This window comes from Sphingomonas sp. GW821-FHT03E12 (genome assembly GCF_059420685.1).
In genome coordinates, this window is the sequence record NZ_JBWKUF010000004.1 from 351,857 (window position 1) to 377,567 (window position 25,711).

General features: G+C 67.0%; 31 protein-coding genes. 13 read left to right on the forward strand and 18 right to left on the reverse strand.

Annotation, left to right across the window (positions count from 1 at the left end; genetic code table 11):
• Positions 1-40 precede the first annotated feature (40 nt).
• The 5 genes from AC07TU_RS14935 (at position 41) to AC07TU_RS14955 (ending at position 3,848) form a co-directional block, all read left to right on the forward strand.
• A complete protein-coding gene (locus tag AC07TU_RS14935) occupies positions 41-838 on the forward strand; it encodes a chromate resistance protein ChrB domain-containing protein (RefSeq protein ID WP_495188713.1) in 798 nt (265 codons plus the stop codon).
• On the forward strand, positions 835-2,211 hold the full coding sequence (gene chrA / locus AC07TU_RS14940) for a chromate efflux transporter (protein ID WP_495188714.1): 1,377 nt from the start codon (positions 835-837) through the stop codon (positions 2,209-2,211). The genes AC07TU_RS14935 and chrA overlap by 4 nt, the downstream gene beginning before the upstream one ends.
• A 121-nt stretch (positions 2,212-2,332) precedes the next feature.
• On the forward strand, positions 2,333-2,704 hold the full coding sequence (locus tag AC07TU_RS14945) for an ArsR/SmtB family transcription factor (protein WP_495188715.1): 372 nt from the start codon (positions 2,333-2,335) through the stop codon (positions 2,702-2,704).
• Positions 2,701-3,189, forward strand: coding sequence for an SRPBCC family protein (locus tag AC07TU_RS14950; protein ID WP_495188716.1), 489 nt, complete (start codon positions 2,701-2,703; stop codon positions 3,187-3,189). The genes AC07TU_RS14945 and AC07TU_RS14950 overlap by 4 nt, the downstream gene beginning before the upstream one ends.
• A gap of 23 nt (positions 3,190-3,212) precedes the next feature.
• Positions 3,213-3,848 (forward strand): DUF998 domain-containing protein, encoded by a 636-nt coding sequence (locus AC07TU_RS14955; protein WP_495188717.1) that lies wholly within the window; start codon positions 3,213-3,215, stop codon positions 3,846-3,848.
• Here the strand turns inward: AC07TU_RS14955 and AC07TU_RS14960 are convergent.
• From AC07TU_RS14960 to AC07TU_RS14985, 6 genes are all read right to left on the reverse strand, one after another.
• Positions 3,845-4,165: a hypothetical protein gene (locus tag AC07TU_RS14960; RefSeq protein ID WP_495188718.1), complete on the reverse strand. Its 321-nt coding sequence runs from the start codon at positions 4,163-4,165 to the stop codon at positions 3,845-3,847. The genes AC07TU_RS14955 and AC07TU_RS14960 overlap by 4 nt on opposite strands.
• Positions 4,162-5,982 (reverse strand): DUF885 domain-containing protein, encoded by a 1,821-nt coding sequence (locus AC07TU_RS14965; RefSeq protein WP_495188719.1) that lies wholly within the window; start codon positions 5,980-5,982, stop codon positions 4,162-4,164. The genes AC07TU_RS14960 and AC07TU_RS14965 overlap by 4 nt, the downstream gene beginning before the upstream one ends.
• Positions 5,983-6,066: 84 nt before the next feature.
• Positions 6,067-6,699 carry a type B chloramphenicol O-acetyltransferase gene (gene catB, locus AC07TU_RS14970; RefSeq protein ID WP_495188720.1) on the reverse strand — a complete coding sequence of 211 codons (633 nt, stop codon included), beginning with the start codon at positions 6,697-6,699 and terminating at the stop codon, positions 6,067-6,069.
• A 207-nt stretch (positions 6,700-6,906) separates the two neighbouring features.
• The gene (locus AC07TU_RS14975; RefSeq protein ID WP_495188721.1) at positions 6,907-7,968 is read right to left on the reverse strand and encodes a class I SAM-dependent methyltransferase; all 1,062 of its coding nucleotides are present in this window, start codon (positions 7,966-7,968) and stop codon (positions 6,907-6,909) included.
• Between the two features lie 84 nt (positions 7,969-8,052).
• The gene (locus tag AC07TU_RS14980; protein WP_495188722.1) at positions 8,053-8,517 is read right to left on the reverse strand and encodes an NfeD family protein; all 465 of its coding nucleotides are present in this window, start codon (positions 8,515-8,517) and stop codon (positions 8,053-8,055) included.
• Positions 8,514-9,503: an SPFH domain-containing protein gene (locus tag AC07TU_RS14985; protein WP_495188723.1), complete on the reverse strand. Its 990-nt coding sequence runs from the start codon at positions 9,501-9,503 to the stop codon at positions 8,514-8,516. The genes AC07TU_RS14980 and AC07TU_RS14985 overlap by 4 nt, the downstream gene beginning before the upstream one ends.
• A gap of 62 nt (positions 9,504-9,565) precedes the next feature.
• Between AC07TU_RS14985 and AC07TU_RS14990 the strand changes: the two genes are divergently transcribed.
• The 4 genes from AC07TU_RS14990 to AC07TU_RS15005 all read left to right on the forward strand — a co-directional run bounded on the left by AC07TU_RS14990 (position 9,566) and on the right by AC07TU_RS15005 (position 13,049).
• Entirely contained in the window at positions 9,566-10,384 is an 819-nt protein-coding gene (locus tag AC07TU_RS14990) for an HpcH/HpaI aldolase/citrate lyase family protein (protein ID WP_495188724.1), read from the forward strand.
• Entirely contained in the window at positions 10,381-10,764 is a 384-nt protein-coding gene (locus AC07TU_RS14995; protein ID WP_495188725.1) for a ribosomal maturation YjgA family protein, read from the forward strand. The genes AC07TU_RS14990 and AC07TU_RS14995 overlap by 4 nt, the downstream gene beginning before the upstream one ends.
• Before the next feature lie 62 nt (positions 10,765-10,826).
• Entirely contained in the window at positions 10,827-12,284 is a 1,458-nt protein-coding gene (guaB, locus tag AC07TU_RS15000) for an IMP dehydrogenase (RefSeq protein WP_495188726.1), read from the forward strand.
• 90 nt (positions 12,285-12,374) lie between these two features.
• On the forward strand, positions 12,375-13,049 hold the full coding sequence (locus AC07TU_RS15005) for a DUF4197 domain-containing protein (protein WP_495188727.1): 675 nt from the start codon (positions 12,375-12,377) through the stop codon (positions 13,047-13,049).
• A gap of 61 nt (positions 13,050-13,110) precedes the next feature.
• Here AC07TU_RS15005 and AC07TU_RS15010 read toward each other — a convergent pair whose 3' ends face one another.
• The 8 genes from AC07TU_RS15010 to AC07TU_RS15045 all read right to left on the reverse strand — a co-directional run bounded on the left by AC07TU_RS15010 (position 13,111) and on the right by AC07TU_RS15045 (position 17,586).
• Entirely contained in the window at positions 13,111-13,578 is a 468-nt protein-coding gene (locus tag AC07TU_RS15010; protein ID WP_495188728.1) for an SRPBCC family protein, read from the reverse strand.
• Positions 13,575-13,907 carry an ArsR/SmtB family transcription factor gene (locus AC07TU_RS15015; protein WP_495188729.1) on the reverse strand — a complete coding sequence of 111 codons (333 nt, stop codon included), beginning with the start codon at positions 13,905-13,907 and terminating at the stop codon, positions 13,575-13,577. The genes AC07TU_RS15010 and AC07TU_RS15015 overlap by 4 nt, the downstream gene beginning before the upstream one ends.
• Before the next feature lie 127 nt (positions 13,908-14,034).
• The gene (locus AC07TU_RS15020; protein WP_495163075.1) at positions 14,035-14,163 is read right to left on the reverse strand and encodes a hypothetical protein; all 129 of its coding nucleotides are present in this window, start codon (positions 14,161-14,163) and stop codon (positions 14,035-14,037) included.
• Positions 14,164-14,213: 50 nt separating this feature from the next.
• A complete protein-coding gene (locus AC07TU_RS15025) occupies positions 14,214-14,537 on the reverse strand; it encodes a DUF6481 family protein (RefSeq protein WP_495188730.1) in 324 nt (107 codons plus the stop codon).
• 6 nt (positions 14,538-14,543) lie between these two features.
• On the reverse strand, positions 14,544-14,762 hold the full coding sequence (locus AC07TU_RS15030; protein WP_495188731.1) for a hypothetical protein: 219 nt from the start codon (positions 14,760-14,762) through the stop codon (positions 14,544-14,546).
• A gap of 55 nt (positions 14,763-14,817) precedes the next feature.
• Positions 14,818-15,024 carry a cold-shock protein gene (locus AC07TU_RS15035; RefSeq protein ID WP_495188732.1) on the reverse strand — a complete coding sequence of 69 codons (207 nt, stop codon included), beginning with the start codon at positions 15,022-15,024 and terminating at the stop codon, positions 14,818-14,820.
• Positions 15,025-15,354: 330 nt separating this feature from the next.
• Entirely contained in the window at positions 15,355-16,536 is a 1,182-nt protein-coding gene (locus AC07TU_RS15040; protein ID WP_495188733.1) for an MFS transporter, read from the reverse strand.
• Between the two features lie 15 nt (positions 16,537-16,551).
• Complete coding sequence (locus tag AC07TU_RS15045) at positions 16,552-17,586, reverse strand: aldo/keto reductase (RefSeq protein ID WP_495188734.1); 1,035 nt, start codon at positions 17,584-17,586, stop codon at positions 16,552-16,554.
• Positions 17,587-17,684: 98 nt separating this feature from the next.
• Here AC07TU_RS15045 and AC07TU_RS15050 point away from each other — a divergent pair, with 98 nt between their 5' ends.
• Both AC07TU_RS15050 and AC07TU_RS15055 read left to right on the forward strand, forming a co-directional pair.
• A complete protein-coding gene (locus AC07TU_RS15050) occupies positions 17,685-18,578 on the forward strand; it encodes a LysR family transcriptional regulator (RefSeq protein ID WP_495189020.1) in 894 nt (297 codons plus the stop codon).
• Positions 18,579-18,683: 105 nt separating this feature from the next.
• A complete protein-coding gene (locus AC07TU_RS15055) occupies positions 18,684-19,448 on the forward strand; it encodes a hypothetical protein (RefSeq protein ID WP_495188735.1) in 765 nt (254 codons plus the stop codon).
• Here AC07TU_RS15055 and AC07TU_RS15060 read toward each other — a convergent pair.
• Positions 19,426-20,610, reverse strand: coding sequence for a low temperature requirement protein A (locus AC07TU_RS15060; RefSeq protein WP_495188736.1), 1,185 nt, complete (start codon positions 20,608-20,610; stop codon positions 19,426-19,428). The two genes, AC07TU_RS15055 and AC07TU_RS15060, sit on opposite strands and share 23 nt — an antisense overlap.
• Positions 20,611-20,770: 160 nt before the next feature.
• Between AC07TU_RS15060 and AC07TU_RS15065 the strand changes: the two genes are divergently transcribed.
• Together AC07TU_RS15065 and AC07TU_RS15070 are read left to right on the forward strand one after the other, a co-directional pair.
• Positions 20,771-21,955 carry an RsmB/NOP family class I SAM-dependent RNA methyltransferase gene (locus tag AC07TU_RS15065; RefSeq protein ID WP_495188737.1) on the forward strand — a complete coding sequence of 395 codons (1,185 nt, stop codon included), beginning with the start codon at positions 20,771-20,773 and terminating at the stop codon, positions 21,953-21,955.
• Between the two features lie 32 nt (positions 21,956-21,987).
• A complete protein-coding gene (locus tag AC07TU_RS15070) occupies positions 21,988-22,494 on the forward strand; it encodes a tetratricopeptide repeat protein (RefSeq protein ID WP_495188738.1) in 507 nt (168 codons plus the stop codon).
• Here the strand turns inward: AC07TU_RS15070 and rsmA are convergent.
• The 3 genes from rsmA to AC07TU_RS15085 are packed head-to-tail and all read right to left on the reverse strand — an operon-like array spanning position 22,491 to position 25,657.
• On the reverse strand, positions 22,491-23,309 hold the full coding sequence (gene rsmA, locus AC07TU_RS15075) for a 16S rRNA (adenine(1518)-N(6)/adenine(1519)-N(6))-dimethyltransferase RsmA (RefSeq protein ID WP_495188739.1): 819 nt from the start codon (positions 23,307-23,309) through the stop codon (positions 22,491-22,493). The two genes, AC07TU_RS15070 and rsmA, sit on opposite strands and share 4 nt — an antisense overlap.
• Positions 23,306-24,310: a 4-hydroxythreonine-4-phosphate dehydrogenase PdxA gene (gene pdxA, locus AC07TU_RS15080; RefSeq protein WP_495188740.1), complete on the reverse strand. Its 1,005-nt coding sequence runs from the start codon at positions 24,308-24,310 to the stop codon at positions 23,306-23,308. The genes rsmA and pdxA overlap by 4 nt, the downstream gene beginning before the upstream one ends.
• A 3-nt stretch (positions 24,311-24,313) precedes the next feature.
• Positions 24,314-25,657, reverse strand: coding sequence for a peptidylprolyl isomerase (locus AC07TU_RS15085; protein WP_495189021.1), 1,344 nt, complete (start codon positions 25,655-25,657; stop codon positions 24,314-24,316).
• Positions 25,658-25,711: the final 54 nt, after the last annotated feature.

Sequence of the window (25,711 nt, forward strand, 5' to 3'; positions counted from 1 at the left end):
CAGCCGAAGTGTCGCGTCCGCAACTTCCGAAGGACGCACCATGCCTGCACCTGATCTGATTTCCGTCTCGACGCTCGCCCGGCTGATCGGCGGGCCGGACTCCCCGCTTGTCATCGATGTCCGTGAGCCCCCCGGCACGCACCGGATTCCGGCGGCGACGCGCCGCCTGCCTGCCGGTGCCGATACCCGCATCGTGGTGGTGGACGCGAATGGCGGCGCGGCGGCGCATTCCGCGGCCGCGCGGTTCCGGCATGACGGCATCGCCGCCGAGGTGCTGGAGGGCGGGCAGGCGGCCTGGGCCGGGGCGGGATTGCCGCTGGTGCCCGAGGATGCGCTGGTCCGCGACGGCGACGACCGCACGCTCTGGGTCACGCGCAGCCGGCCCAAGGTCGACCGCATCGCCTGTCCCTGGCTGATCCGCCGCTTCGTCGATCCGCATGCGGTGATCCTGTTCGTCCCGCCCGGCGAGGTGCAGGCTGTCGCCGCACAGACCGGCGCCGCGCCGTTCGATATTGCGGCGGAAGGTGTGCGCTGGACGCATCAGGGCGAGCTCTGCACCTTCGACGCGCTCATCGCCGGGCTCGGGCTGGATGGCGTCGCGCCGCTCGCGCAGCTCGCTCCGATCGTGCGCGGTGCGGATACCGCGCGGCCCGGCCTCGCGCCCGAAGCAGCGGGGTTGCTCGCCATATCGCTCGGCCTGTCGCGGTTGCATGCCGATGACCATCGCCAGCTCGAGGCGGGGATGGCCGTCTATGACGCGCTCTACCGCTGGGCGCGCGACGCGCGGGAGGAAAGGCACGACTGGACCTCGCACCAGCCGCGCGGGGGCAAGGCATGAGCGCGGCAGCGGGCACGCGGCCCGCCCCGGTCTCGCTGGGCGAGGCGGCGAAAGTGTGGGCGCGGATCGCCGCGCTTTCCTTTGGCGGCCCGGCGGGTCAGATCGCAGTGATGCACCGCATCCTGGTGGACGAGAAGCGCTGGATCGGTGAGCAGCGATTCCTCCACGCGCTCAACTTCTGCATGCTGCTGCCCGGGCCGGAGGCGCAGCAGCTTGCCACCTATATCGGCTGGCTGCTGCACAAGCGGATCGGCGGGCTGATCGCAGGGGCATTGTTCATCCTGCCCGGCGCGCTGGCGATCATGGCACTGAGCTGGGTCTATGTCCTTTATGGCAATACCGGGCTGATCGCCGGGTTGTTCCTGGGGCTGAAGGCTGCGGTCCTCGCGATCGTGCTGCAGGCGGTGATCCGGATCGGCGGGCGGGCGCTGCGAACGAACGCTGCCAAGCTGCTCGCGCTGGCCGCCTTTGTGCTGATCTTCTTTCTTGACGTCCCGTTTCCGCTGATCGTGCTCGGTGCGGCCCTGATCGGCTGGCTGGCAGGGCGCGCAGGCAGCGGTGCGTTCAAGGGCGGCGGGCATGGCGGCCCCGGTGGCGGGGTGGCCGATGCGGAGACCTTGCTGGGCGAAGACCTGCCCGATCATGCCCGGCCGCGCTGGCAGGGCGTCGTTTTCGACGTGAGCCTGTGGCTCGCGCTCTGGCTGCTGCCGATCGCTGCACTGCTGATCGTGCTGGGCCCCGATCATGTGTTCAGCCAGATTGCAGTCTTCTTCGCCAAGATGGCGATGGTGACGTTTGGCGGCGCCTATGCGGTGCTCGCCTATGTCGCGCAGCAGGCGGTGGAGCATTATGGCTGGCTGCGCCCCGACGAGATGCTCGACGGACTAGGCATGGCGGAGACGACGCCCGGGCCGCTGATCATGGTGCTCCAGTTCGTCGGCTTCCTCGGCGCCTATCGCGATCCGGGGATGCTTTCGCCGCTCTGGGCAGGGACGCTCGGCGGACTGCTCGCGACCTGGGTGACCTTTGCGCCGTGCTTCCTGTGGATCTTCCTCGGCGCGCCGTTCATCGAGCGGATGCGCGGCAATGCGGCGCTGGCCGGCGCGCTGTCGGCGATCACCGCGGCGGTGGTGGGCGTGGTGCTCAACCTTGCCCTTTGGTTCGCGATCCATGCGGTGTTCCGCCAGGTCACGCCGGTGGAGGCGGGACCGGTCCAGTTCGACATGCCGGTGCTCGCGAGCATCGATCCATGGACCGCCGCGCTGACGACCGCCGCGATCGTGGCGGTGTTCCGGTTCAAGCTCGGCACCTTCACCGTCCTCGCGGCTGCTGCGGCGATCGGGGTCGCGCTGCGCGTCGCCGGACTGGCCTGAGGAGCGTCTGAAGGGCGTGCCGGCAGCGGCACGCCCTTTTTGCAGCCCTAATACTAAGGTATTGCCCTAACTATTATCCCACGCTATCTGCGCTGCCTCACAGCGTTGACGGAGTAGGTTGATGTTCCCGGCATTGGGGCAGGGTAAGGCAGGCGCGCCGCCACCCGCGGCAATCGACGGCGTGTTTCGCGCGCTCGCCGATCCCAAGCGGCGCGATGTCCTTGAACGGCTCAATGCCGGGCCGGCATCGGTCAGCGATCTCGCCGCGCCCTACCGCATGGCGCTCCCCTCGTTCGTCGAGCATCTGAAGATGCTCGAGGGGGCGGGGCTGGTGCGCTCGCAAAAGGCCGGGCGGGTGCGGACCTATGAGCTGGTGCCCGAACAATTGCTGGTCGTGGACGACTGGCTGCGCCGTCAGCGCACCATGTGGGAGGGCCGGCTGGACCGGCTCGACGCCTATCTGCTCGCAAAGAAGAAGGAGAGACCCGAATGACTTCCCCGCTCGTGAAGCCCGATCCCAAGCTCGACCTAGTACTGGAACGCGAACTCGACGTCCCCGTCGAGATGGTCTGGGAGGCATGGACCGATCCCGAAAGCATCAAGCATTGGTTCGTCCCGAAGCCCTGGGTGATCACCGAGTGCGAGGTCGATTTGCGCCCCGGCGGTGTCTTCCGCAGCGTGATGCGCTCGCCCGACGGGCAGGAGTTCCCGAACCTTGGCTGCTATCTCGACATCGTGCCGCTCAAGCGGCTGATCTTCACCGACACGCTGCTGCCGGGCTTCCGCCCGTCGCCCAAGCCCTTCTTCACGGCGGGCCTCTATCTCGAGCCGACCGCGAGCGGCGGCACGCGCTACACCGCGATCGCCGTCCACGGCAATGAAGAGACGCGCAAGACCCATGAGGAGATGGGCTTCCACGACGGGTGGGGCACCGTGGTCGACCAGATGGTCGCGCACATCAAGGCGTCGCTCAACTAAGGCGCGGGAAGGGGAGGCCGGTCATGACGGATACCGATCTGGGGCGATGGCTCCTGTTCGCGGGCGTTGCAGCGGGGCTGTTGTTCTTCGTCGTTCCGACGATCGAGATCTTCCGGCGCCCCGCCTTTGACATCGGGCGGCATGCGATCAGCATGCTGAGCCTGGGCGAGGGCGGATGGAAGATGAAGGCGGTGTTCATCGTCTCGGGCCTCCTCACCTTTGCCTGCGCTGCCGGGATGTTCATGGCACTGGGGCGCGGCTGGGCGGGCTACGCCACCTTGCTGCTGATCGGGGCCTATGGCGTTGGACTGGTGCTGGCGGGCATCTACGATGCGCCGGCGGGCCTTGGCTTTCCCGCCGGAACCCCGCTCGACCAGCAGCCGGATATGACGGCGCGTGCAACGGTGCTGCACAGCGTCGCGTTCATGCTCGCCTATGCCGGGCTGATCCTCGCCTGTTTCGCGCTCGGCACGCATTTCCTGCTGATGGAGCAGCTGGTGCCCGGTGTGGCGGCGCTCATCGTCGGGCTGGCGCTGCCTGCGATCATCGGGATCGGCATGGCGAGCGTGATTCCGCCGGGGATCGCCTTCTACTGGGGCGGGATGCTCGGCTGGCTGTGGCTCGGCGCCACCGCGCTGCACCTCGCCAAGGCGGCTTAGCTGCCGAACAGGCTCCCGTCGGCCACATCGCTATGCTCGACCTCGTAAGGGCGTTCGAGCAGGAAGTGGTCGTCTTCGGGATAATAGCGTGCCACCGCGATATCCGCGCCTGCAAAGGCGCGGATATCGTCGAGCGACCGCCACCAGCTCATCGTCACCACCTCGCTGGTGCCGTCGCCCAGATCGCGGAACAGCATTTGCCAGCCAAGGTTGCCCGGCGTGGACGTGTAGTCGCTTCCACCCGTCCCCGCGATATAGGTGCGATAAGCCTCACGCTCGGCGGTGCGGATCACGCCTCGCCAGCGCCGCAGGATCATGCCTGGCGGCTCGCGATATGGCGGTCGATCACGCTTTCCAGAACGGTCAGCGGTACAGAGCCACCTAGTACCACGGCGTCGTTGAACGCCTTGAAGTCGTAGTGCGACCCGAGCGCTGTCTTCGCCTTGGTGCGCAGCGTGTTGATCTCGGTATGGCCGAGCTTGTAGCCGCAGGCCTGGCCGGGCCAGCTGCAGTAGCGATCGACTTCGCCGCTGACTTCCTCGACCGAGGAGCCGTTGGCGGTGGCGAACCATTCAATCGCCTGCTGGCGGGTCCAGCGCTTGGCGTGCAGGCCGGTGTCGACGACCAGCCGGCAGGCGCGAAAGGCGAGGCTCTGGAGATAGCCGAGGCGGCCGATCGGGTCCGCGTCATAGGCACCCAGCTCGGCACCGAGCTGCTCTGCGTAGAGCGCCCAGCCCTCGGTATAGGCGTTGAACGACAGCAGCGAGCGCACCAGCGGCAGCTTGAAGGTATATTCGCCCTGCCAGACATGGCCGGGAATGCCCTCATGATAGGCGAGGGTCGGCAGGCTGAAGCGCGAGTGGAGCGCGGTGGTGCGCAGGTTGAGCCACACCTTGCCCGGGACCGTGCCGTCGATCGACCCGGCGCCGCCATAGGCGCCCGGCGCGCCCGGCTCCTCGGCGAGCGGCAGGCGCTTCACTTCGACATTGCCGGGGACGAGCGTGTGGAAGGCGCGCGGCATACGGCTGCGCATATCCATGATCCGGTCGGTCATGAACTTCAGGATCTCGGCCCGGCCTGCGTCATTGTCGGGGAACAGGAAGCGCGGATCCTTGCCCAGCGCGGTCATACGCTCGCCGACGGTCCCCTTGCTGAAGCCCTGCTTCTTCAGGATGACGTCCATCTCGGCCTGGAGCGCCTTCAACTCCTCCTGACCGGTCTTGTGAACCTCGTCGGGCGTCATCGTCGTCGTGGTGCCCGCACGCAATGCCCAGGCGTAATAGGCCTCACCGTCCGGGAACTTCCACACACCCGCGTCCGAGGTCGCCTTGGCGCGATGGCGTTTGAGTTCCGCGATCTGGCGGTCGAGCGCGGGGGCGATCTTGCCCGCCGCGATCTTCGCCGCGGCTGCCGCCTGATCGCCGGTGACTGCGCGCTTCGTCGTGAAGCTCGTCAACAGCTCCCATTTGCCGGCATCGGTGCCGCGGGTCAGCGCGATCTGCTTCAGGCATTTGTCCAGCAGGAAGTCGGGTGCGACGACGCCCTTGTCATAGGCGACCTTGAGCCGCTCGGTCTCGCCGTCGAGCAGCGCCGCATATTGGTCGAAGCGCGCCAGCCAGCTCGCCGCGTCGGCGGCGTTGTCGACCTTGTGCTCGGTGTCGAGGAAGCGCGGGATGTCGAGATAGCCGCCGACATTCTGTACCACGACATAGGGCGAGTTGCGCCACCCGCCGACGGCGACGTCGCCATAGGGGAAGGCCATGCCGTCGAGCCCGACCTCGAACGAGGTGCGGACCGCATCCACATTGGTGCGCATCACCGGGCTGAGCGATTTGGGATCGAGCGCCTTCAGTTCCGCGACGCGCTTGCGCAGCCCTTCGGCGACCCGCGCCTTGCCCGCAATGCTGCGATCCTCAAGCTTCGAGCGCAGATGCGCGCGTTCGCCCTTGTCGATGCCGAGGCTCGTCGCGCCTTCGGGACCGTTCTCCAGCAACTGTTCGGCCGCTGCCGACAACAGCGCCTCCGCCGCGGCGTCACCCGGAGCTGCGGTCTGTCCCCGCGCGAAGGCGGGCAGGGCGGGCAGCGTTGCGAGCGTGGCGGTGGTGGCGAGGAACTGGCGGCGGGTCGCGTGCATGAAGGCTCCGGGAAACGGGGAGGAAGTTTCGGCGGTTACCTTAGGGACCTCTCGCTGGCCGCGAAAGGTCCCCTTCGATCAACGTCAACCGTCGCGACAGCTCAGCCAGAAGTCGTGCAACGCCTCGATCTCTCCGCTGGTCAGCAGCGGGATCGCCTGGCGCAGCCGGTCGTCGGGCCAGTCCCACCACGCCATGTCGAGCAGCAGGGCGATCCGCCGCTCATCGAACCGCTTGCGCAGGACACGAGCGGGATTGCCGCCGACGATCGCATAGGGTTCGACGTCGCGGGTCACCAGCGCGCGCGTGCCGATCACCGCGCCGTGGCCGATGCGGACGCCGGGCATGACGATCGCCTCGGACCCGATCCACACATCGTGACCGATCACCGTATCGCCCGCGGGCAGATAGCCGTTGGCGGCCTCCGCGAATTCGGGCGCGCCGGGATAGAAATGGAACGGGAAGGTGCTGGCCCATTCGTTCCGGTGGCCCTGATTGCCCGCCATGATGAAGGCGGCGCCCGAACCGATCGAGCAGAAGCTGCCGACGACCAGCTTGTCGGCATCGGGATCGGGCAGCAGGAAACGGGCGCAATCGTCGAAGCTGTGGCCGTGATAATAGCCGGAATAATAGCTGAAGCGCCCGACCCGGATATTGGGCTGGGTAACCTGACGGTCGAGGGGAATGCCCTTGAACGGGCTCTCGAAATAGTTGGTCATGGGAAACTCGCTAAAATCGGCGCGCGTCATGCGCAGGCGCCGAATAGATATGAAGAGGCGAGCCGGGCGCGGTGCGTCCGGCTTCGGGGTTCCTCACGCGTCAGCGCGGGAACGCTTCAGATGGTTCGGTCAGCGAGCTTCATCTTGTCGTGCGCTATGCCGCGTCCCGCAGGACCCGGCAAGCGCGTGAGGCATCCCGCCTGCCGCTCAGACGGCTTCGAGCACCATGTTGAACGGCCCTTCGGTGGCGCGCCGGACCTCTCCGAACCCGGCCTCGCGCACGATCTGCGCCAGCCGCGCTTCGCCCGCCTGCGCGCCCAGTCCCTCGCCGACTTCCTGATCGAGCGAGGTGGGGACGCAGATCATCGTCGAGGCGTTGTAGTAGAGGCGCCCGACCGGGTTGAAATTCTGTTCGGGGCTGTCGCCGGCGATCGGCTCGACGATCATCCAGGTGCCGCCCGGTGAGAGGATGCTGCGCATATGCGCCGCGCACCCGCGCGGATCGCCCATGTCGTGCAGGCAGTCATACATGGTGACCAGGTCGAAGCCGCTGTCCGGTATGTCCTTTGCCGCGGCGACCTCGAACCGCACGCGGTCGCTCAGGCCGTGCGCCTGTGCATGGCGGCGCGCTTCCTCGATCGACGGGGCGTGGAAATCGTAGCCGGTGAACTCGCTCTCCGGATAGGCTTCCGCCATCAACAGGGTGGAGAAGCCGACGCCGCAGCCGACATCCGCAACCTTCGCGCCGCTGCGCAGCCTCGCCTCGACGCCGCACAGCGCAGGGATCCACGCCTGGACGATGTTGTTGACATAGCCCGGCCGGAAGAAGGCGCCGGTGGCGCAGAACAGGCAGCCGGCATGATCGCCCCAGCGCACGCCGGTGCCGTGGCGGAAACATTGCTCGACCTTGGGCTCCGCCTCGATCATCGCGGCGATCAGCTCGAACGCGCCGGCGAGATAGACCGGGCTGTCGGGGTTCACGAAGACCATCGCCTGCTCGGGCGAGATGCCGAAGCGCTGGGTCGCCGGGTCGAACTCGATATAGCCGTTCGCCGCCTGCGCCAGCGCCCATTCGCGGACATAGCGTTCATGCAGTCCGCCCGTGCGCCCGGCGAGCTCAGCCGCGGTGGCAGGGCCTTGGGTCAGTGCCTCGAACAAGCCCAGCCGCAGGCCGATGCGGACGGTCGGCACGGACATCGCGCCGCCCAGATCGCCCAGCATCTTGCCGATGAATGCGTGGAGTTTCGCTTCGTCGAGAGGTGCTGACATGCTGTTCCTCCATCAAATGAGGACGCGACTCTTCACCTGTCGCGGATCATAGCATGTCTTGCGCGGTGCGACGACGGCCTTTGGTCAGGCGGCGGGCGGTTCGATCGCCTTCACCGCTTCGACCACGACGACACCCCCGCGCACACCGGCGATCCGTGCCTTGGTACCGGCCTCGAGGTCAGGGCCCTCGGCGGGCCATTCGCCGTCGCCGACGCGCACCCGGCCGGTGCCGCCGCTGATCGCCTCGACCACCGTCACCGTCTGGCCGATCATCCGCGCGGCGCGGTTGTTGAGATCGGGGTCGCTGCTCGGCACCGGGTTGGCGCCGTACCAGCGCTTGCCGACCAGCACGAACACCGTCGACCAGGCGGCGAAGCTGACCAACTGGCCCACCGGCCCCAGTTCGGGGAAGAGCAAAGCGAGGATGCCGGTGATCCCGGCACCCATCGCGATGAAGGTCAGGTAGACGCCCGGCAGCATCAGCTCCGCGATCGCCAGCACCGCGGCAAGGATCAGCCAGATGAAGCCGCCCTGTTCGCTCCAGTTCATTCGCCGTCCTTCTGCACGAACGGCGACTGGCGGACGCGTGCCGGGGACGAAGACGGTGCGGCAGGCGCATCGAGCCTGCCGAGCGCGTCCTTGGCCAGCTCACCGATCCCGCCCAACGTGCCGATCAGCTGGGTCGCCTCGACCGGGAACAGGATCGTCTTGGCGTTGGGCGAGGTCGCGAACTTGCCGACCGCTTCGACATATTTCTGCGCGATGAAGTAGTTGAGCGAGGCGGCGGAACCGCTCTCCACGGCTTGCGACACCAGTTCGGTCGCCTTGGCTTCGGCCTCCGCAGCGCGCTCGCGCGCCTCGGCGTCGCGGAAGGCCGATTCCTTGCGGCCCTCGGCCTCGAGGATGCGGGCCTGCTTCTGGCCCTCGGCGCGCAGGATCTCCGATGCGCGCGAGCCTTCGGCCTCGAGGATGTTGGCGCGCTTTTCGCGCTCGGCCTTCATCTGGCGGCCCATCGCGTTGACGATGTCGGCGGGCGGGCGGATGTCCTTGATCTCGACGCGGGTGATCTTGACGCCCCAGGGGGTGGTCGCGTGATCGACCACCGACAGCAGCCGCGCATTGATCTCGTCACGCTTCGACAGCGTCTCGTCGAGGTCCATCGACCCCATCACGGTGCGCAGGTTCGTCGTGGTGAGCTGGAGCAGCGCGACATAGAGGTCGCTGACCTCATAGGCGGCCTTGGCGGCGTCGAGCACCTGGAAGAACACCACGCCGTCGGTGGAGATCATGGCGTTGTCCTTGGTGATGATCTCCTGTCCCGGGATATCGATCACCTGCTCCATCATGTTCACCCGGCGGCCGACCCGGTAGAAAAAGGCGGGGTAGAGGTTGAACCCCGGCTTCGCCACCGTGGTGAAGCGTCCGAAATGTTCGATCGTATATTCATAGCCTTGCCGTACGATCTTGATGCTGGAGAAGAGGTAGAGCAGCACCAGCAGCATGCCGACGAAAAAGGCGCCAACGGTCAGTTCCATGTCACTCCCCCGAAAATCGCGCGGACCTCGCTTTGTCCGGCGGATGCTAGCATAGAGCAGCGATGAGCACAGTCCATTACATCGCCCCGCGCACCGCGCTGTTCCTGCCGGCCTCGAACCCGCGCGCGATCGAGAAGGCGCGGGGACTGGCTGCGGACATGATCATCCTCGATCTGGAAGATGCGGTGAAGCCCGAGGACAAGGACGCGGCACGTGAGGCTGCGAAGACCGTGGAGGGCTTCGGTGATCGCCCCTTCGGCATCCGCGTCAATGCCGAGGACAGCGAGCATTGGAAGAAGGATCTCAAGGCGGTGAAGAAATCCGCCGCCACGCATGTGATCCTGCCCAAGGTCGAGAAGCCGGACACGATCCTCTACGCCGCCCTCTATGCCGACCGCCCGGTGCTGGCGATGATCGAAACCGCGGCCGGAGTGATGAATGTCGGACCGATCGCCAGCGCCACGGGCTGGGGCCTCGAAATGGCGGGGCTGATCGCGGGCACCAACGATCTGGCGGCGTCGCTCAGGCTTCCGCCCGCGGCGGGCCGCGCGCAGATGCAGCTGGCGCTCCAGCTGATCGTGCTGGCGGCGCGCGGGCGCGAGATCTGGGCGCTCGACGGTGTATTCAACAAGCTGGATGATCCGGATGGCCTTGCTGCCGAGGCGGCCGAGGGGCGGTTGCTCGGCTTTGACGGCAAGAGCCTGATCCATCCGAACCAGATCGATATCGCCCGTGCGGCGTTCGATCCCACCTCGGGTGAGCTGGATGACGCCCGCGCGCTCATCGCCGCGGCGGGCGGCGGGGCCGAGCGCTACAAGGACCGGATGATCGAGGACATGCACGTCGAGCAGGCAAAGCTGCTGCTGGCGCGGGCAGGATGAGGTTCAGCCCGGGTCATGCCGGTGCCGCACTTGTTCTTCTCGTTGTCGAGCTGCTGATCGCACTGTTCGTCAAGGATGCGTTCGTCCGGCCCTATCTGGGCGATGTGCTGGCCGTGATTCTGGTGTTCATGGCGATCCGTGCGGTGTTCGCAGCCGGGCCGTTGACTGCGGCGGCGACCGCGCTTTCCGTCGCGGTCGCCATCGAATTGGGCCAGCTGATCGGTATCCTCGATCTGCTCGGCCTGGGGCATCACCAATGGCTGCGGATCGTATTCGGCACGGGATTCGACCTCAAGGATCTGCTCGCCTACGCGGTTGGCGCGCTGGTCGCGGTCTGGCTCGATCGGCAAATGGTGACACGGCGTCCGATCACCCCCTAGCGCATAGCGGTAACCACGGTTACATGGGCCGCCAACTTCCGACTCAGGACATTGGCAAACGCATGGATATCCCCCTCGGCCTCACCTTCGACGACGTCCTTCTTTATCCGGGCGAATCCGAAGTTCTGCCGAGCATGGCGGACACCCGCACCTATGTGACGCGCGATCTCGCGCTCAACATTCCGATCCTCTCCTCTGCGATGGACACCGTCACCGAGGCCGACATGGCGATCGTGATGGCGCAGCTCGGCGGTATCGGCGTGCTCCACCGCAACCTTTCGATCGAAGAACAGGTCGAGGCGGTGCGGATCGTCAAACGGTTCGAGAGCGGGATGGTCGTCAATCCGATCACGATCCGCGCCACCGGCACGCTGGCCGAGGCGCAGGCGTTGATGGCGCGGCACAAGATCAGCGGCATCCCGGTGACCGAGGCCGACGGCAAGCTGGTCGGCATCCTCACCAACCGCGACGTGCGCTTCGCCGAGAACCCCAAGCAGCCGGTCAGCGAGCTGATGACGCACGAGAATCTCGCCACGGTTTCGACCGGCGTAGGTCAGGAAGAGGCGCGCCGCCTGCTCCACGCGCGCCGGATCGAGAAGCTACTGGTGGTGGACGATGCCTATCGCTGCGTCGGCCTGATCACGGTCAAGGATATCGAGAAGGCGGTGACCTATCCCGATGCGACCAAGGACGGCGCCGGCCGCCTGTGCGTCGCCGCCGCGACTACGGTCGGCGACAAGGGCTTCGAGCGGACCGAGGCGCTGGTCGATGCCGAAGTCGACCTGATCGTGATCGATACAGCGCACGGCCATAACAAGGACGTCGCGCGCGCGGTCGAGCGGGTGAAGAAACTGTCCAACCGCGTTCAGGTCGTCGCCGGCAATGTCGCGACGGGCGAAGCGACCAAGGCGCTGATCGGCGCGGGTGCGGATGGCGTAAAGGTCGGCATCGGCCCGGGTTCGATCTGTACCACGCGCGTCGTCGCGGGCGTCGGCGTGCCGCAGCTCACCGCGGTGATGGACAGCGCCAACGAAGCCGCCAAGTCGGGCGTGCCGGTGATCGCTGATGGCGGCCTGCGCACCTCGGGCGACCTTGCCAAGGCGCTGGCGGCGGGCGCGTCGACCTGCATGGTCGGATCGCTGCTCGCGGGGACCGAGGAAGCGCCGGGCGAGACGTTCCTGTATCAGGGCCGCGCCTACAAGTCGTATCGCGGCATGGGCAGCGTCGGCGCGATGGGCCGCGGCTCGGCCGACCGCTATTTCCAGGGCGATATCAAGGATCAGCTCAAGCTCGTCCCTGAGGGGATCGAAGGGCAGGTCGCGTTCAAGGGCCCGGCCAAGGACGTGATCCATCAACTGGTCGGCGGCATCAAGGCGGCGATGGGCTATACCGGCGCGGCGACGATCCCGGACCTGCAGAAGAAGGGCCGTTTCGTCCGCATCACCGGCGCGGGCCTGCGCGAAAGCCATGTCCATGACGTGACGATCACGCGTGAGGCGCCCAACTACCCGACGCGCTGAGCATTGCCTGACTCTGGGCGGTTCAGCGCAGGGTCAGTCACGGCACCGCATCTCCGCCCCGCGCGTTGGCGCGAGTAGAGGAGATGCGCGATGTTCGAGGTTACCAACCGCCGCCGGCTGATTGCGCGGGCCGCGCTGCTGCCGGTCGCCGCGCTTGCGGGCTGCATGAATGGTCCTGGCAGCTACGGAGTCGAGGAGGGTGTGCGCCGCCTGCTCACTTTGTCGAGCCAGCGTGCGTTCGACCGGTTGATCCGCCCGGGCGGTTTCTATGACGATCAGGTCACCCGCCTGCGCATGCCTGATTCCTCCGGTGACCGGACGGGCGCTGTGCTCGGCGCGATCCTGCGCACCAACGCCGTCCGCACCCGCATCGCGATCGCGCTCAACGACCTGGCCGTCGATGCCGCCGATCGCGCGACCCCGGTGGTGCTCGACGCGATCCATCGCATGAGTTTTGCCGACGCTCTTGCAGTATTGCGCGGCGGACCGACCGCGGCGACCGACTTGCTTGCGCGCGAGACCGAGGGCGCGGTGATCGAGGCGATGTTCCCCGAATTCTCCAACGGCTTGCGCGGTGACGCGTTCGAGATTTTGACCGCCGCACTTGCGGCGTCGTCGGGCTTCGATCTCGGCGGGCTTGCCCGCGACGTGTCACGTCAGGCGGGGCGGGCGATCTTCTTCACCATCGGGCGCGAGGAGGCGGAGATCCGCCGCAATCCGCGCGCGACGCGCGATCCGGTGCTGATCGCTTTGCTCGGCGGCTGACATGGAAAAGGGTGCGGCACCGTGGCGCCGCACCCTCCGGTATCCGGGAGGCTGATTTCGGTCAGCCCTCGACTTCCCCGGCGAGGATTTCGAGCAGCCCGCGCACGCCTTCCTGGCGGCCGGTTCCGTCGTCCATCCCGTCGAGATAGGTGCCCTGCTCGGTGTGGATGAGCAGCGTGCCGCCGTCCTTCTCGACGAGTTCGATCGTGGCGAGCGATGCCGACATCGGCGCGCCGGCCAGTGCCATGCGGTAGCAATAGACCAGCCGCTCATTGGGCACGATATCCTGATAGACGGTCTCGTTGATGATCTCCGGACCGCCCTGATAGGCGAAGCTCGAGAACTCATGCGCACCCACCGCGAAGGCGGGGCGGTAGTCGAACACTTCGAACCCTTCGCCCTCGATCAGCCAGCGGCGCTTGGAGTCGGGGTTGGAAAAGGCGCTGAACACGCGTTCCGGGCTGGCGCTGTAGAAGCGCTCGAGGCGGAAGGTGCTGTGTACGGCGGGTTTGGTGGCAACATCGGTCATGGCTTGTCTCCGGTTTCGTTGAGGAAGGCAGCCAGCCGGTCGAGCTTGCGTTCGGACGGATGGCGCCTGGCTTCGATCCACAGGGCGAGCGCGTCCATCCCTTCCGGCTCCAGCCGGCAGATACGGGAACGCCCGACCTTTTCGCTTGCGATGATCCCCGCCGCCTCCAGCACCTGCAGATGCTGCATGACCGCCGCGAGCGACATGTCATAGGGCTTGGCCAGTTCCCCGACCGCAGCCGGGGCGCTGCTCAACCGCTCGATGATCGACCGACGGGTCGGTTCGGCCAAAGCGCGAAGCAGGGTATCGACGTCTTGATGCTTAAGCATGGACTTAACTAATGACTCGGATGGTCAATAGTCAAGTGAAAACTTAAGTGTTGGATCGGAGCCTGTACAACGGGTTCCGGAGGATGGGCTTGCCGCCCGGCGTGAGCCGGACGGGGCCGTCTGCAAGTCAGGTCTTCAGCGTCGTCATCTCGACCGGCTTGCCCTTGAGCGACGGGTTCGATGCGTTGGGCTTCGGGTCCTTCGTTGCCTTGGGCTTGCGGATCTCACGGTTCGATTTCTTCTGGCTTTTGGCCATCGGTCAGTTCCTCTCGGCGATGATGCTTGTCTGCCTGGCCGGTGTCCGGCCTATTTCGATTTCCTGCCCTTGCGTGCCGCATAGCGGGCGTCGCGAGCGGCCTTGCGGTCCGCGTCGCTAGGCGTGGCCGGTGCTTGCACGGCGGCAGAAACCTCGTCGGCGCGTTTCGCGGCTGCGGCTTCCTCGCTGGCGAGGCGCCTGGCCTCTCGCTTCTCTGCCGCTGCGGTTTCGCGCGTGGCCGCCCGGGCGACGCGGGCCGCCTGTTCGGCGGCATTCACGGGCGGCTTTGCCAGCAGTTTTTCCAACGCGGCGCTTTTCGCGCGCGCGGCAAGAGCCACGCGCTCCTGGAATCCGGGTTCCCGATACGCTGCCATGCGGTTCTACTGCCTGCCCATTCGGGTGGGGAGGCGGATCACGGTGCCTGTGATGACCTTTGAGCCAAAGGCCTTGGCGACACGCGCTGTATCGTCGGCATTGTTCATCACGACGCGCGTGCCACCCGACTGCAGGGACTCGATTGCGCTGATCGTTATGTTGTGCTTCGCGCAGGCCGCGACGACATCGTCCTTTGTGGCGTTGATGTTGAGTGCTCTGGACATTGTGTCTCCGTTCGCAAGAAATTAGGGGCGCCCTTTCGGACGCCCCTCGGTCGGTTCAGGCGGACTGGAGATTGACGGCCGACGTCTTGCCGCGGCTGTCTGTCTCGAGCTCGTAGGTGACGCGCTGGTCCTTATCGAGCGTGCGCATCCCGGCACGCTCCACTGCGGAGATATGGACGAAGGCGTCGTTACCGCCACCTTCCGGAGCGATGAAGCCGAAGCCCTTGTCAGGGTTGAAGAATTTTACGGTTCCAGTGATCATGATGGGGTTCCTTGTCCCATGGGGCGGGCATGCGCCAACAGCGGTGCATCCCGGCTACGGCGAAGCTAGAAAGGGACAAAGGGAGGAGCCAGGGCGGCCCAATATCCGTCGCAGGCGACGTCAGCGTGATCTGTATAGCACGTGATTGTCTGGAATAGAAATCGGATTGCTCGGCGGGGTTATATTGAAGAATGTCGTGGATATTTCCTGATGAAGCGAAAGTGGGAACACTTGTCTTTCGCGAAAATTACATTGGGCCGGAAAAATTGTTCTAGACGATGAGATAAGGGGGCGGTCATTGCCGCTCCATTCGGGTTGCAGTCTTGGACTTCAGCAGGTGCCGGCGGCCAGCCTTTCTCCCTCCGCCGGGGCGGTGCCGCGCCGCGCCCACAGCACCATGACCAGGCCGATCGCGGAGGTTGCAGCGCCCGCCAGCGACACCGCCGGATAGCCGAGCCCCCCCGCGATCACCGCGCCGCCCAGCGCTGCGCCGATCGCGTTGCCCAGGTTGAACGCGCCGATATTGACCGAGGAGGCAAGGTTGGGCGCGTCGTGCGCGGCGGTCATCACCCGCACCTGCAATGGCGGCACCAGCGCGAAGCTCGCCACGCCCCACAGGAATACGAGGGCCGCAACCGGCAGGTGGAACGGCATCAGCAGCGCAAAGGCGACCAGTACCGCCGAGAGCGAGGCGAGGGTGATGATCAGGGTGCGGTCGACCGACTTGTCGGCGAACTTGCCGCCCAGCCAATTGCCCACGGTGAGGCCTACGCCATAGACCACCAGCATCGCCGTCACGAACGCCAGCGAGGCGCGGGTCTGCGTCTGCAGGATCGGGGTGATGTAGGTGAAGACGGTGAACATCGCGCTCGACCCGATCACGGTCAGGCCCAGCGCCGCGAGCACCGGCTTGCGCGCCAGCACGCGCAACTCGTCGGCGACATTACCGCCTTCGGGCGCGGGCATCGCGGGCAGGGTGAAGCGCAGCGCCGCCATCGTCACCACACCCAGCCCCGCGATCGCCCAGAAGGACGCGCGCCAGCCGAGATGCTCGCCCGCCCAGGTGGCAAGCGGCACGCCGACGATCGTCGCCACCGTCAGCCCCATGAACATGGCCGCGACTGCGCCGGCCTTGCGGTCGGGCGCGACCACGCTCGCCGCGACGATCGACCCGACACCGAAGAACGCACCATGGTTGAGCGAGGTGAGCACGCGCGCGGCGAGCAGCGTCCAATATCCGTCCGCGACCGCCGACAGCAGGTTGCCCAGCGTGAAGATCGCGGCGAGGCCGATCAGCAATGTCCGCCGCGGCACGCGTCCGGTGGTCAGCGTCATCAGCGGCGCACCGATCAGCACGCCCAGCGCATAGGCGCTGACCAGCAGACCGGCAGCGGGGATGGAAACGCCCAGATCATTGGCGATCACGGGCAGCAGACCCATCGGCGCGAACTCCGTCACGCCGATGCCGAAGGCGCCCGCGGCGAGCGCGAGCAAGGGGGGATTGAGCTTCATGTCGGTTCTTCCGGTTCAGACCAGCGGCGGATTGAGGCGGGCAAAGCCCTCCTGCTGCCGATAAGGGGTGTGGGGATAGGGCGGCAGCACGTCGCTCGCTGCATCCAGCGCAGCGACCTGCGCAGGCGTCAGCGACCAGCCGACCGCGCCGAGATTCTGCCGCAGCTGTTCCTCGTTGCGCGCGCCGATGATCACCGACGAGACGGTGGGGCGCTGCAGCAGCCAGTTGATCGCCACCTGAGGCACGGTCTTGCCCGTCTCCTCGGCCACGATCTCGATCGCGTCGATCACCTTGTAGAGATGCTCGTCGGTCACGGGCGGGGCGAATTGCTCGGTGTCGTGCAGGCGGCTGCCCGCGGGCACCGGGCGATCGCGCCCGATCTTGCCGGTCAGGCGGCCCCAGCCGAGCGGGCTCCACACCAAAGCGCCCACGCCTTGGTCGGCGGCGAGCGGCATGAGGTCTGCCTCATAGGCGCGGCCGATCAGCGAATAATAGACCTGGTGCACCACGAAGCGCGGCCAGCCATGCCGGTCGGCGGCGGCGAGCGCCTTCATCAGCTGCCAGCCCGGATAGTTGGAGACGCCGGCATAGCGCAGCTTGCCCTGCGCAACCAGCGTGTCGAGCGTCGCGAGCAGTTCCTCGACCGGCGTATGCGCGTCGAGCGCGTGAAGCTGGAGGATGTCGATATGGTCGGTGCCGAGCCGTTTGAGCGAGGCTTCCACCGCGGCGATCAGCCGCGAGCGCGACACGCCCCAATCGGCAGGGCCGTCGCCCATCGGCAGCCCGGTCTTGGTCGAGATCAGCACCGCATCGCGCCGGCCCTTGATCGCCTCGCCCAGCACTTCTTCGGAAGTGCCGTTCGAATAGACGTCGGCGGTGTCGAACAGATTGACGCCTGCTTCGAGGCAGATGTCGATCAGCCGCCGCGCTTCCGCCGCGTCGCTGGTACCCCAGGCACCGAACAGCGGCCCGGAGCCGCCAAAGGTGCCGGTGCCGAAGCTCAACACTGGGACGCGCAGCCCCGAAGCTCCCAATTGCCGATATTCCATCATGCACTCCCTGAAAGGCGTTGGACGCACAGATGGACGGCGAAACTCTGACCTTGTAGGGCGAGTAAAAGCGAAGGATTTTTGCTGTGGACGCAAAGATGGAATCCGGCGCCGATCGCGCCCGCTCACTGGAAGTGTTTGCCGCGGTTGCCGCGCAGGGCAGCTTCTCCGCTGCCGGACGCGTGCTCGGTCTGACTCCCTCGGCGGTGAGCCGCACCGTAGACCGGATCGAGGCACGGCTTGGGGTGCGCTTGCTGCTCCGCACGACCCGCGCCCTCACCCTGACGGCGGAGGGGCAAGCCTATCTCGGCGCGGCACGCCGGATCCTCACCGATCTCGACGATGCCGAACAGGCGATCGCCGATCAGGGTGCTCCGCGCGGCCGGTTACGGGTCAGCGCGGCACTGTCGCACGGGCGGTTGTGCATCGTCCCACTGCTCGGCGAATTCGCACGTCTCTACCCGCACATCCTGGTCGACATCAGCCTGAGCGACTCGATCGTCGATGTCGCGGCGGGGCAGGCGGATGTCGCGATCCGCTTCGGCCCGCTCGCCGATAGCGGCCTCACCGCGCGTAAGCTGGGGGAGAATGGCCGGGTGATCGTTGCCTCGCCCGGCTATCTCGCGCGTCACGGCACCCCGCGCGTGCCCGCGGACCTGCACGATCACAATTGCCTCAACTTCAATTTCCGCCGGGCCGAGCCGGTCTGGCCCTTCTGCGACGGGCAGAGCGACTATGCGATGACCGTCACCGGCAATGTCGAGGCGAACAATGGCGAGACTCTGGGTCAGCTCGCCGCTGCGGGGGTTGGCATCACCCGGGTCGGCGCGTTCAGCGTCGCGGATGAGCTTGCCGACGGGCGGCTCGTCCCGATCCTGGAGGAATTCAACCCCGGCGATATCGAGGTGATCCATGCCGTCTTCGTCGGCGGCGCCAACACCCCGGCCCGTGTGCGGGTCTTCGTCGATTTCCTTGCGGAACGGTTGCGCTGAGTCCGACATGTTTTAGTCGTATTGCAGTCCTAGCCACGCTCCGTCCGCGCCGTTTCTGTCTCCCGAGGTTCATTGTCCCAGCCGGATTCTCCCGTACCTTCAAGCTTGGATCGTTTGCGCGCCCGGTTCGGCACGCGCACGCGCGGCTTCCTGCTCGCGTTGCTGGTCGAGCTTCTGGTCGTGCTGATGATCTTCACGCTGGCCCCGGATATTGTCGGGCGTGAGGACGGCGATGCGGGCATGACGGTGTTCGGCGTGACGCCGGAACCCGAGCCGGAAGCCGAAGCCGAGGAAAAGCCCGCGCCCAGTGCTGCCCCGAATCCGGCGCGGGTCCAGCCTGCGGAAACCCAGCCCGATCCCGAGCCGCAGCCGCCCGTTCCGCAACCCCAGCCCCAGCCCCAGCCTTCGCCGCCGGTGCTGCTCAATATCCCGCTCGGCCGGATGCCGGACATCGCGACGCTTCCCCGGCAACCCGCTGCGCCGGCGCCTGCGCGCCGTGCCGCAGGGCCACCCAACCTCGCCAGCCTGCCCGGCGATACACCACGGGTTGAGGGCAGAGGGCCGCGCGGCGAGCCGCTCTATGCCGCAGCCTGGTATCGCGAACCCTATGACAGCGAGCTCAGCGGCTATCTCTCCACCGCGACCGGGCCGGGCTGGGGATTGATCGCGTGCCGCACCGTGCCCGATTTCCGGGTCGATGATTGCATCATGCTCGACGAGTATCCGGAAGGCTCGAAGATCGCCCGCGCGGTGCTTGCCGCCGCCTGGCAGTTCCGCGTCCGCCCGCCGCGCCTTGGCGGCCAGTCCAAGGTCGGCGAGTGGGTCCGGATCCGCATCGACTATGGGATCAAGCGGCAGACTCCGCCCTGATTTCCTCCGCCCTGACGGCGCGTGCGGAGAGCGTCGCGCGGATCGCCACCGCCGCCACCGCCAGCGCCGCGATCGCCTCGAGCGCCGGGAAGGCGAAGGGCAGGGCGATCACCGCCGCCGCGAAGACCGGCAGAACCCATCGTGCCGCGCCGCGCAGCTCGAACCGGTCCCGCACCAGCCATAGCGCCAGGAAGTAGATGCCGAGCGGAATCGCCACCGCCAGATCGCCTGCACGGATCCCGATCTTCGAATGACCGGTCAGGATCTCGACCAGCACGGCAAAGCCCGCGCCCACCGCCGCGCCCGAGGCGAAGACAAGCATATGGCCATAGCCCCATTGCAGCGCGCGGCTGAGCCTGGTGCTCGACAACTGCTCCTCGCGCGCGAAGTAGAGCCACCACATCGCAAAGGTGATGACCAGCGCAGAGATGGCGGTGTGCACCAGCCGCACGTCGAAGCTGCCGTCCCATGCCTTTTCGAGTGCGAGCGTGGCTGCGAGCAGGACTTCGCCCAGCACGATGATCGTCAGCAGGCCATAGCGCTCGACGATATGGTGCCGGTGCCACGGCGTCATGTTCGCGCGCTCCGCGATTGCGGGGACCGCAAGCTCGATGACCCAGCCGAGCAGGATCAGCGCGACGAACATCGGGGTGTGCGGGTCGCCGAACAGGTAGAGGCCGATCCAATAGGCTTGGGCCACCGCGATTCCCCCGGCATAGCGCAGGGCGCAGACGCGCCGTGCCGGATCGTGCCAGGCCGCGCGCAACCACAGCGCGATCATCGCCACGCGCATCACTGCATAGCCGGCCACCACCAGGCTGATGTCGAGATGGGCGGAGAAGCGCTCGATGCCCGCCGCGATCAGCAGCGCGCCGCCCATGATCACCATTGTCAGCAGCCGGGTCGGCGCATCGTCATTGTCATAGGCGGAGGCGAACCAGGTGAAATTCATCCACGCCCACCAGATCGCAAAGAAGGTGAACAGGTAACGGACGACGCCCTCAGCGGCATGATCAGCTGCAATGCCATGATGCAGCGAGGCCGCCGCGGCCGCGATGGCGATCACCGTGACCAGATCGAACAGCAGTTCCAGCGGGGTCGCCGCGCGGTGCGGCTCGTGCGGATCGCGCGGCGTCATCGGCCGGATCGCTTTGTGTCTCATGCTTCCCCCTTCCAATGTTGGAACCCATCTGCTTTGCCGTTCCGGCAATGCAGTCTGAATTCCCTTTGTCGATGCCGCACGCCCCGCGTGTCATCATTGCCGTGAAAACACGCGTGTCGCGTCAACTTTGTCAACCGACCTGTCACCCGGATAGGCGGGCATGACACCCGCCGCGCGGACGCAGGCAGCGATCGAGCTGCTCGACCAGATCATCGTCGCAGCGCGCGACGGCGGCGCATCGGCGGATGTGCTGATCCAGCGCGGGTTCGCGGCGCGGCGCTATGCCGGGTCGAAGGACCGCCGCGCGATCCGCGGGCTGATCTACGACGCGATCCGCCTGTGCGGCGAGCGGCCCGAGAGCGGGCGCGCGGCGCTGCTTGCGCTGGCGGCAGGCGATCCGGCGTTGACCGCAACCTTCGATGGCTCTTCCTACGGTCCGCCGCCGATCGCCGCCGGGGAACCGGTCGCGCAGGCCGGGATCGCGCCTGCCTGGCTGATCGAGGCTTTTGCCGCATCGGGCATCGGCACGGATCAGGCGGCTGCGCTGCTCGACCGCGCACCGCTCGACCTGCGCGTCAACACGCTCAAGGCCAGTATCGCGCAGGTTCGGGCCGCATTGCCCGATGCGCAGCCGGTCGACGGGGTCGCCGCGGCGCTCCGCCTTCCGCCCGATACGCCGGTCGAGAAGAGCCAGCCCTATGTCGATGGCTGGATCGAGGTGCAGGACGCGGGCAGCCAGACCGTCACGCTTGCCGCGGGTGCCCAGCCCGGGATGCGCGTGGTCGATCTGTGCGCGGGCGGCGGGGGCAAGACGCTCGCGCTGGCTGCAGCGATGGAGAGCCGGGGCGAGCTCCTCGCCAGCGATTCCGATCGGCCACGCCTGTCGCGCCTCTTGCCGCGGGCCGAGCGGGCGGGGGTGACGATCGTCGAGACGCGCCTGCTCAATCCGGGCCGCGAGAGCGAGCCGCTCGCCGACTGGGCGGGAACCGCCGATGTCGTGCTGATCGACGCACCTTGCTCGGGCACCGGAACCTGGCGCCGCAACCCGGAAGCACGCTGGCGGCTCACGCCTGCGCGGCTGGCGAAGCTGCTCGAGACCCAGGCGCGGCTGCTCGATATCGGCGCTGCGCTGGTCAAGCCCGGCGGCACGCTGGTGCATATCGTCTGCTCGCTGCTCGATGCCGAAGGGGCGGATCAGGTGGCGGCGTTTCTGGCTCGCCAACCGGGCTGGAGCGCCGCGCCGCTTGCGCTTCCGCTTGGAACCCCGCATGGACCGGGTATGCGCCTCACCCCGCTGTCCCATTCGACCGACGGCTTTTTTGTCGCGAAGCTCGTGCGCGCATGATAGCTCTGCGCATTCTACGTCCGGAGTCCCTGATGCGTATTACCGTCGTGTCCGCCGCCGCCGCGCTCGCTTTGCTCAGCGTTTCGACCTCGCTCTACGGCCAGCGCGCCGACGATCAGATCGACGCGCGCTCGATCGCGCTGCTCGAACGCGGCAAGGCTGCGAAGGCCGCGGGCAATCTCGATGGCGCCAACGACCTGATCGAAAGCGCGCTTGCCGTCGATCCGCGCAACCGTCAGGCCTATATCGTGCTCGCCGAAGTCGCGCGCGCGCAGGGGCTGCCGGGCAAGGCGATCCGCTTTTACCGCGAGGCGCTGACGCTCGAGCCCAACGATGTCGTTGCGTTGCGCGGGCAGGGTGAGGCGATGGTGCAGAAGGGGGCGGTCGAACGCGCCAAGGAGAATCTCGCACGGGTGAAGACGCTGTGCGGCAGCACCTGTGCCGATGCGAACCAGCTCGCCGCCGCGATCGCCAAGGGCCCGCCCGCGACCGCGACCGCGCAGGTCGTGCCGCCGCCTGCCGAGGCCAAGAAGAACTAGGCGGAAAGGGTACGGGCGAGCGCGACGAATTCGTCGACGCTCACCGTTTCGGCTCGGCGCGTCGGATCGATGCCGATGCTTTCGGCTGCCTCGACCGCGCCGGGAACCGCCTTGAGGCTCTGACGCAGCATCTTGCGCCGCTGGCCGAATGCCGCGCCGGTCAGCTTCTCGAGCACCGGGAGCTTGACGCCCGGGGGCTCCTCGCCCGGTACGATATGGACCACCGCCGACATCACCTTGGGCGGCGGCGTGAAGGCTGAGCGGTGGACCGGCATCGCGATCCTGGCTGAGCTCCGCCACTGCGCCAGCACTGCGAGCCGGCCATAGGCGTTGGTCCCCGGGGCTGCGACGATGCGCTCGGCGACCTCCTTCTGGAACATCAGGGTCAGGCTTGCCCACCAGGGCTGCCAGCTCGCCGAGAGCCAGCCCACCGTGAGCGCGGTGCCGACATTATAGGGCAGGTTGGACGTGATATGCGGCTTGCCCGCGAACAGCGAAGGCGCGTCCACTTGCAGTGCATCGCCTTCGATCACGTTGAGCATGCCCGGAAACGCCTCACCCAATTCGGCCAGCGCGGGGATGCAGCGGCGGTCGCGTTCCACCGCGGTTACCTTTGCCCCTGCCTGAAGCAGCGCGCGGGTCAGGCCGCCTGGCCCCGGTCCCACCTCGAACACTTCCTGCCCTTCGAGATTGCCCGGAACGCGCGCGATCCGGTCGAGCAGCTGTGAATCGAACAGGAAATTCTGCCCCAGCGCCTTGCTGGCGCTCAGCCCATGTTTGCGGATGACTTCACGAAGCGGGGGGAGGGCGGTCACGCCTCGGCCAGTGCCCGTTTCTCGGCTGCCTGACCAGCCATACGGATCGCCGCGATCATCGCGCCCGGCTCGGCCATGTCCTGCCCGGCAATGCCGAACGCAGTGCCGTGATCGGGGGAGGTGCGCACGATCGGCAGGCCGAGCGTCATGTTGACGCCCTCGTCGAAATGCAGCGTCTTGAGCGGGACCAGCGCCTGATCGTGATAGAGGCAGATCGCCGCGTCATAGGTAGCGCGCGCGCGGGCGTGGAACATCGTGTCGGCGGCGAGCGGCCCGACCACATCGATCCCCTCGGCCCGCAACTGGCGGATCGCGGGTTCGAGGATGTCGATTTCCTCGCGACCGATCGCGCCGCTCTCGCCCGCATGCGGATTGAGCCCCGCAAAGGCGAGCCGCGGTGCGTCGATCCCGAAATTGCGGGAGAGGCCACGCGCCGTCACCCGCGCCTTGGCGAGTACCAGCTCGATCGAGATTGCCTGTGGCACATCGGCGAGCGGGATGTGCGTCGTCACCGGCACCACCCGCAACGTCGGCCCGGCGAGCATCATCACCGTATTCTCGGGTGCGATGCCGCAGCGTTCGGCGACGAACTCGGTCTGCCCCGGATGGGTGAAACCGATGCGGTAGAGCTGGGCCTTCGACACCGGTCCTGTCACGAGCGCGCTCGCTGCGCCCGAACGGGTGAGGCCGGTGGCGAGCTCGAGACTGTCGAGCGCGCAACGCGCGCCGGCGTCGTCCGGATGTCCGGGATCGATCTCGCTCGTGTCGGCGACCGTGAGCACCGGAAGCGCTTCGCCGAAGATGGCAAGCGCTTCGCTCGGGTTCGCGATGCTCGCGACCGGGCCATCCCAGACTGCTGTGATCGCGCGCGCATCGCCCACGGCGAAGAATGGCGGCAGCGACTGAAGTTCACGATCACGCCATGCCTTCGCGACGATTTCCGGACCGATCCCGGCGGGGTCGCCCAGAGCGACCGCAAGGGGGAGGGCCGGAATCGTCACGGCTCAGCGATAGTCGATGATCGCGTCGCGGCGAAGATCGCGAAGATAGCGCTGCGCGCGCAGGTTGGTGCGCGTTTCCTCGATCTGCTCGCGAATCTGGTCCGGGCTGGGCAGCGAGGCGGTCTTGGGGTCATCGCGGCCGCACAGAACCAGGGCACGCACGCCTTCTTCTGGCGATCCGAAGGGAGGCGTTGCCTCACCGATCTGAAGCTTCAGGATGATATCCTGCAGCTGCGGCGGCAGATCGCGCGCGCGCACCGAATCATTGTCCACAACCTCTGCGCCCAGCGTCTCTGCGGCCTTGCCCACGGCGCCGCAGCCGGCGGTCGATTTCAGCACGGTCGCGAATTCCGACGCCTTGGTCTGTGCCTGGGCCTGGGTCGTGCCCGCCGGAAACTTGACGGTGAGCTGCCGCAGGCTGAGCTTGGCGTCGCGCGGATCGGCGGTCAGCACCTGACGCTTGTCGACGAGATAGAGGATCGAGAAGCCGCCCGGAACCTCGATCGGCCCGGCGACCTGGCCAACCTGCATCTGCTGTGCCGCCTGAGCCAGCTGTGCTGGAAGCATCCCCGAGCGCACCCAGCCGAGATCGCCGCCGACCGAACGGGTCGTCGCTTCGGAGAACTGCGCGAAATACTCGAACGGACGGCCCTGCTGCATCTGCTGGATCATCTGCTGCATCGCCTGGAACACCTCGCCCTGCCGTTCGGGCGTGGCGGAGATGTAGATCTCGCGCAGCTGGAACTCATCTGTTCCCTTGGCTGCCTCAAGTCGTTCGATGATCGCCTTCACCTCTTCGTCGCCGACGTTGATGAGAACACCGATCTTGCGCTGGATGACGCGTTGCCAGGCGATTTCGCCTTCGATCTGGCGCTTGAAGGAGCGTTCGGACGAGCCGATTTCGCGCAGCCAGGCGCGCATCTGGTCGGGCGTGCGCTGGTAGCGGCTGGCGATCGAAGCGAAGCTGCGGTCGACCTGATCCTGGGCGATCGTGATGTCGTTCGCCTTGGCTTCCTGGATCTGGATCGTCTCGTCCGTCAGCAGGCGAAGCACCTGAAGGCGCAGCCGGTCCTGCTCCTCCGCGGTCAGCTTGAGCTGGTTGAGCGCGACGAACAGCGCGAAGCGCTGATCGACATCGGTACGCGTGATGACATAGCCGTTCACCAGCGCCGTCGGCTTGCGGACATTGGGGTCCGCCTTGCCGAGCAGCTGGAAGTCCTTCGGCAGATCCAGATTGGCCGCGCTGGACGGTGCATCGCCCACGACCTGCCCGGCGACCGCCGCGCTGCCCGCAATGCCAAGGATCAGAGCTGCCGCGCGGCAGAAATGTACGACCTTAAAAGTCATCTTCACCTGTACCTGAAATCCGTTCCCATCGGCTGGGCCATGGGGGCGTCTAGT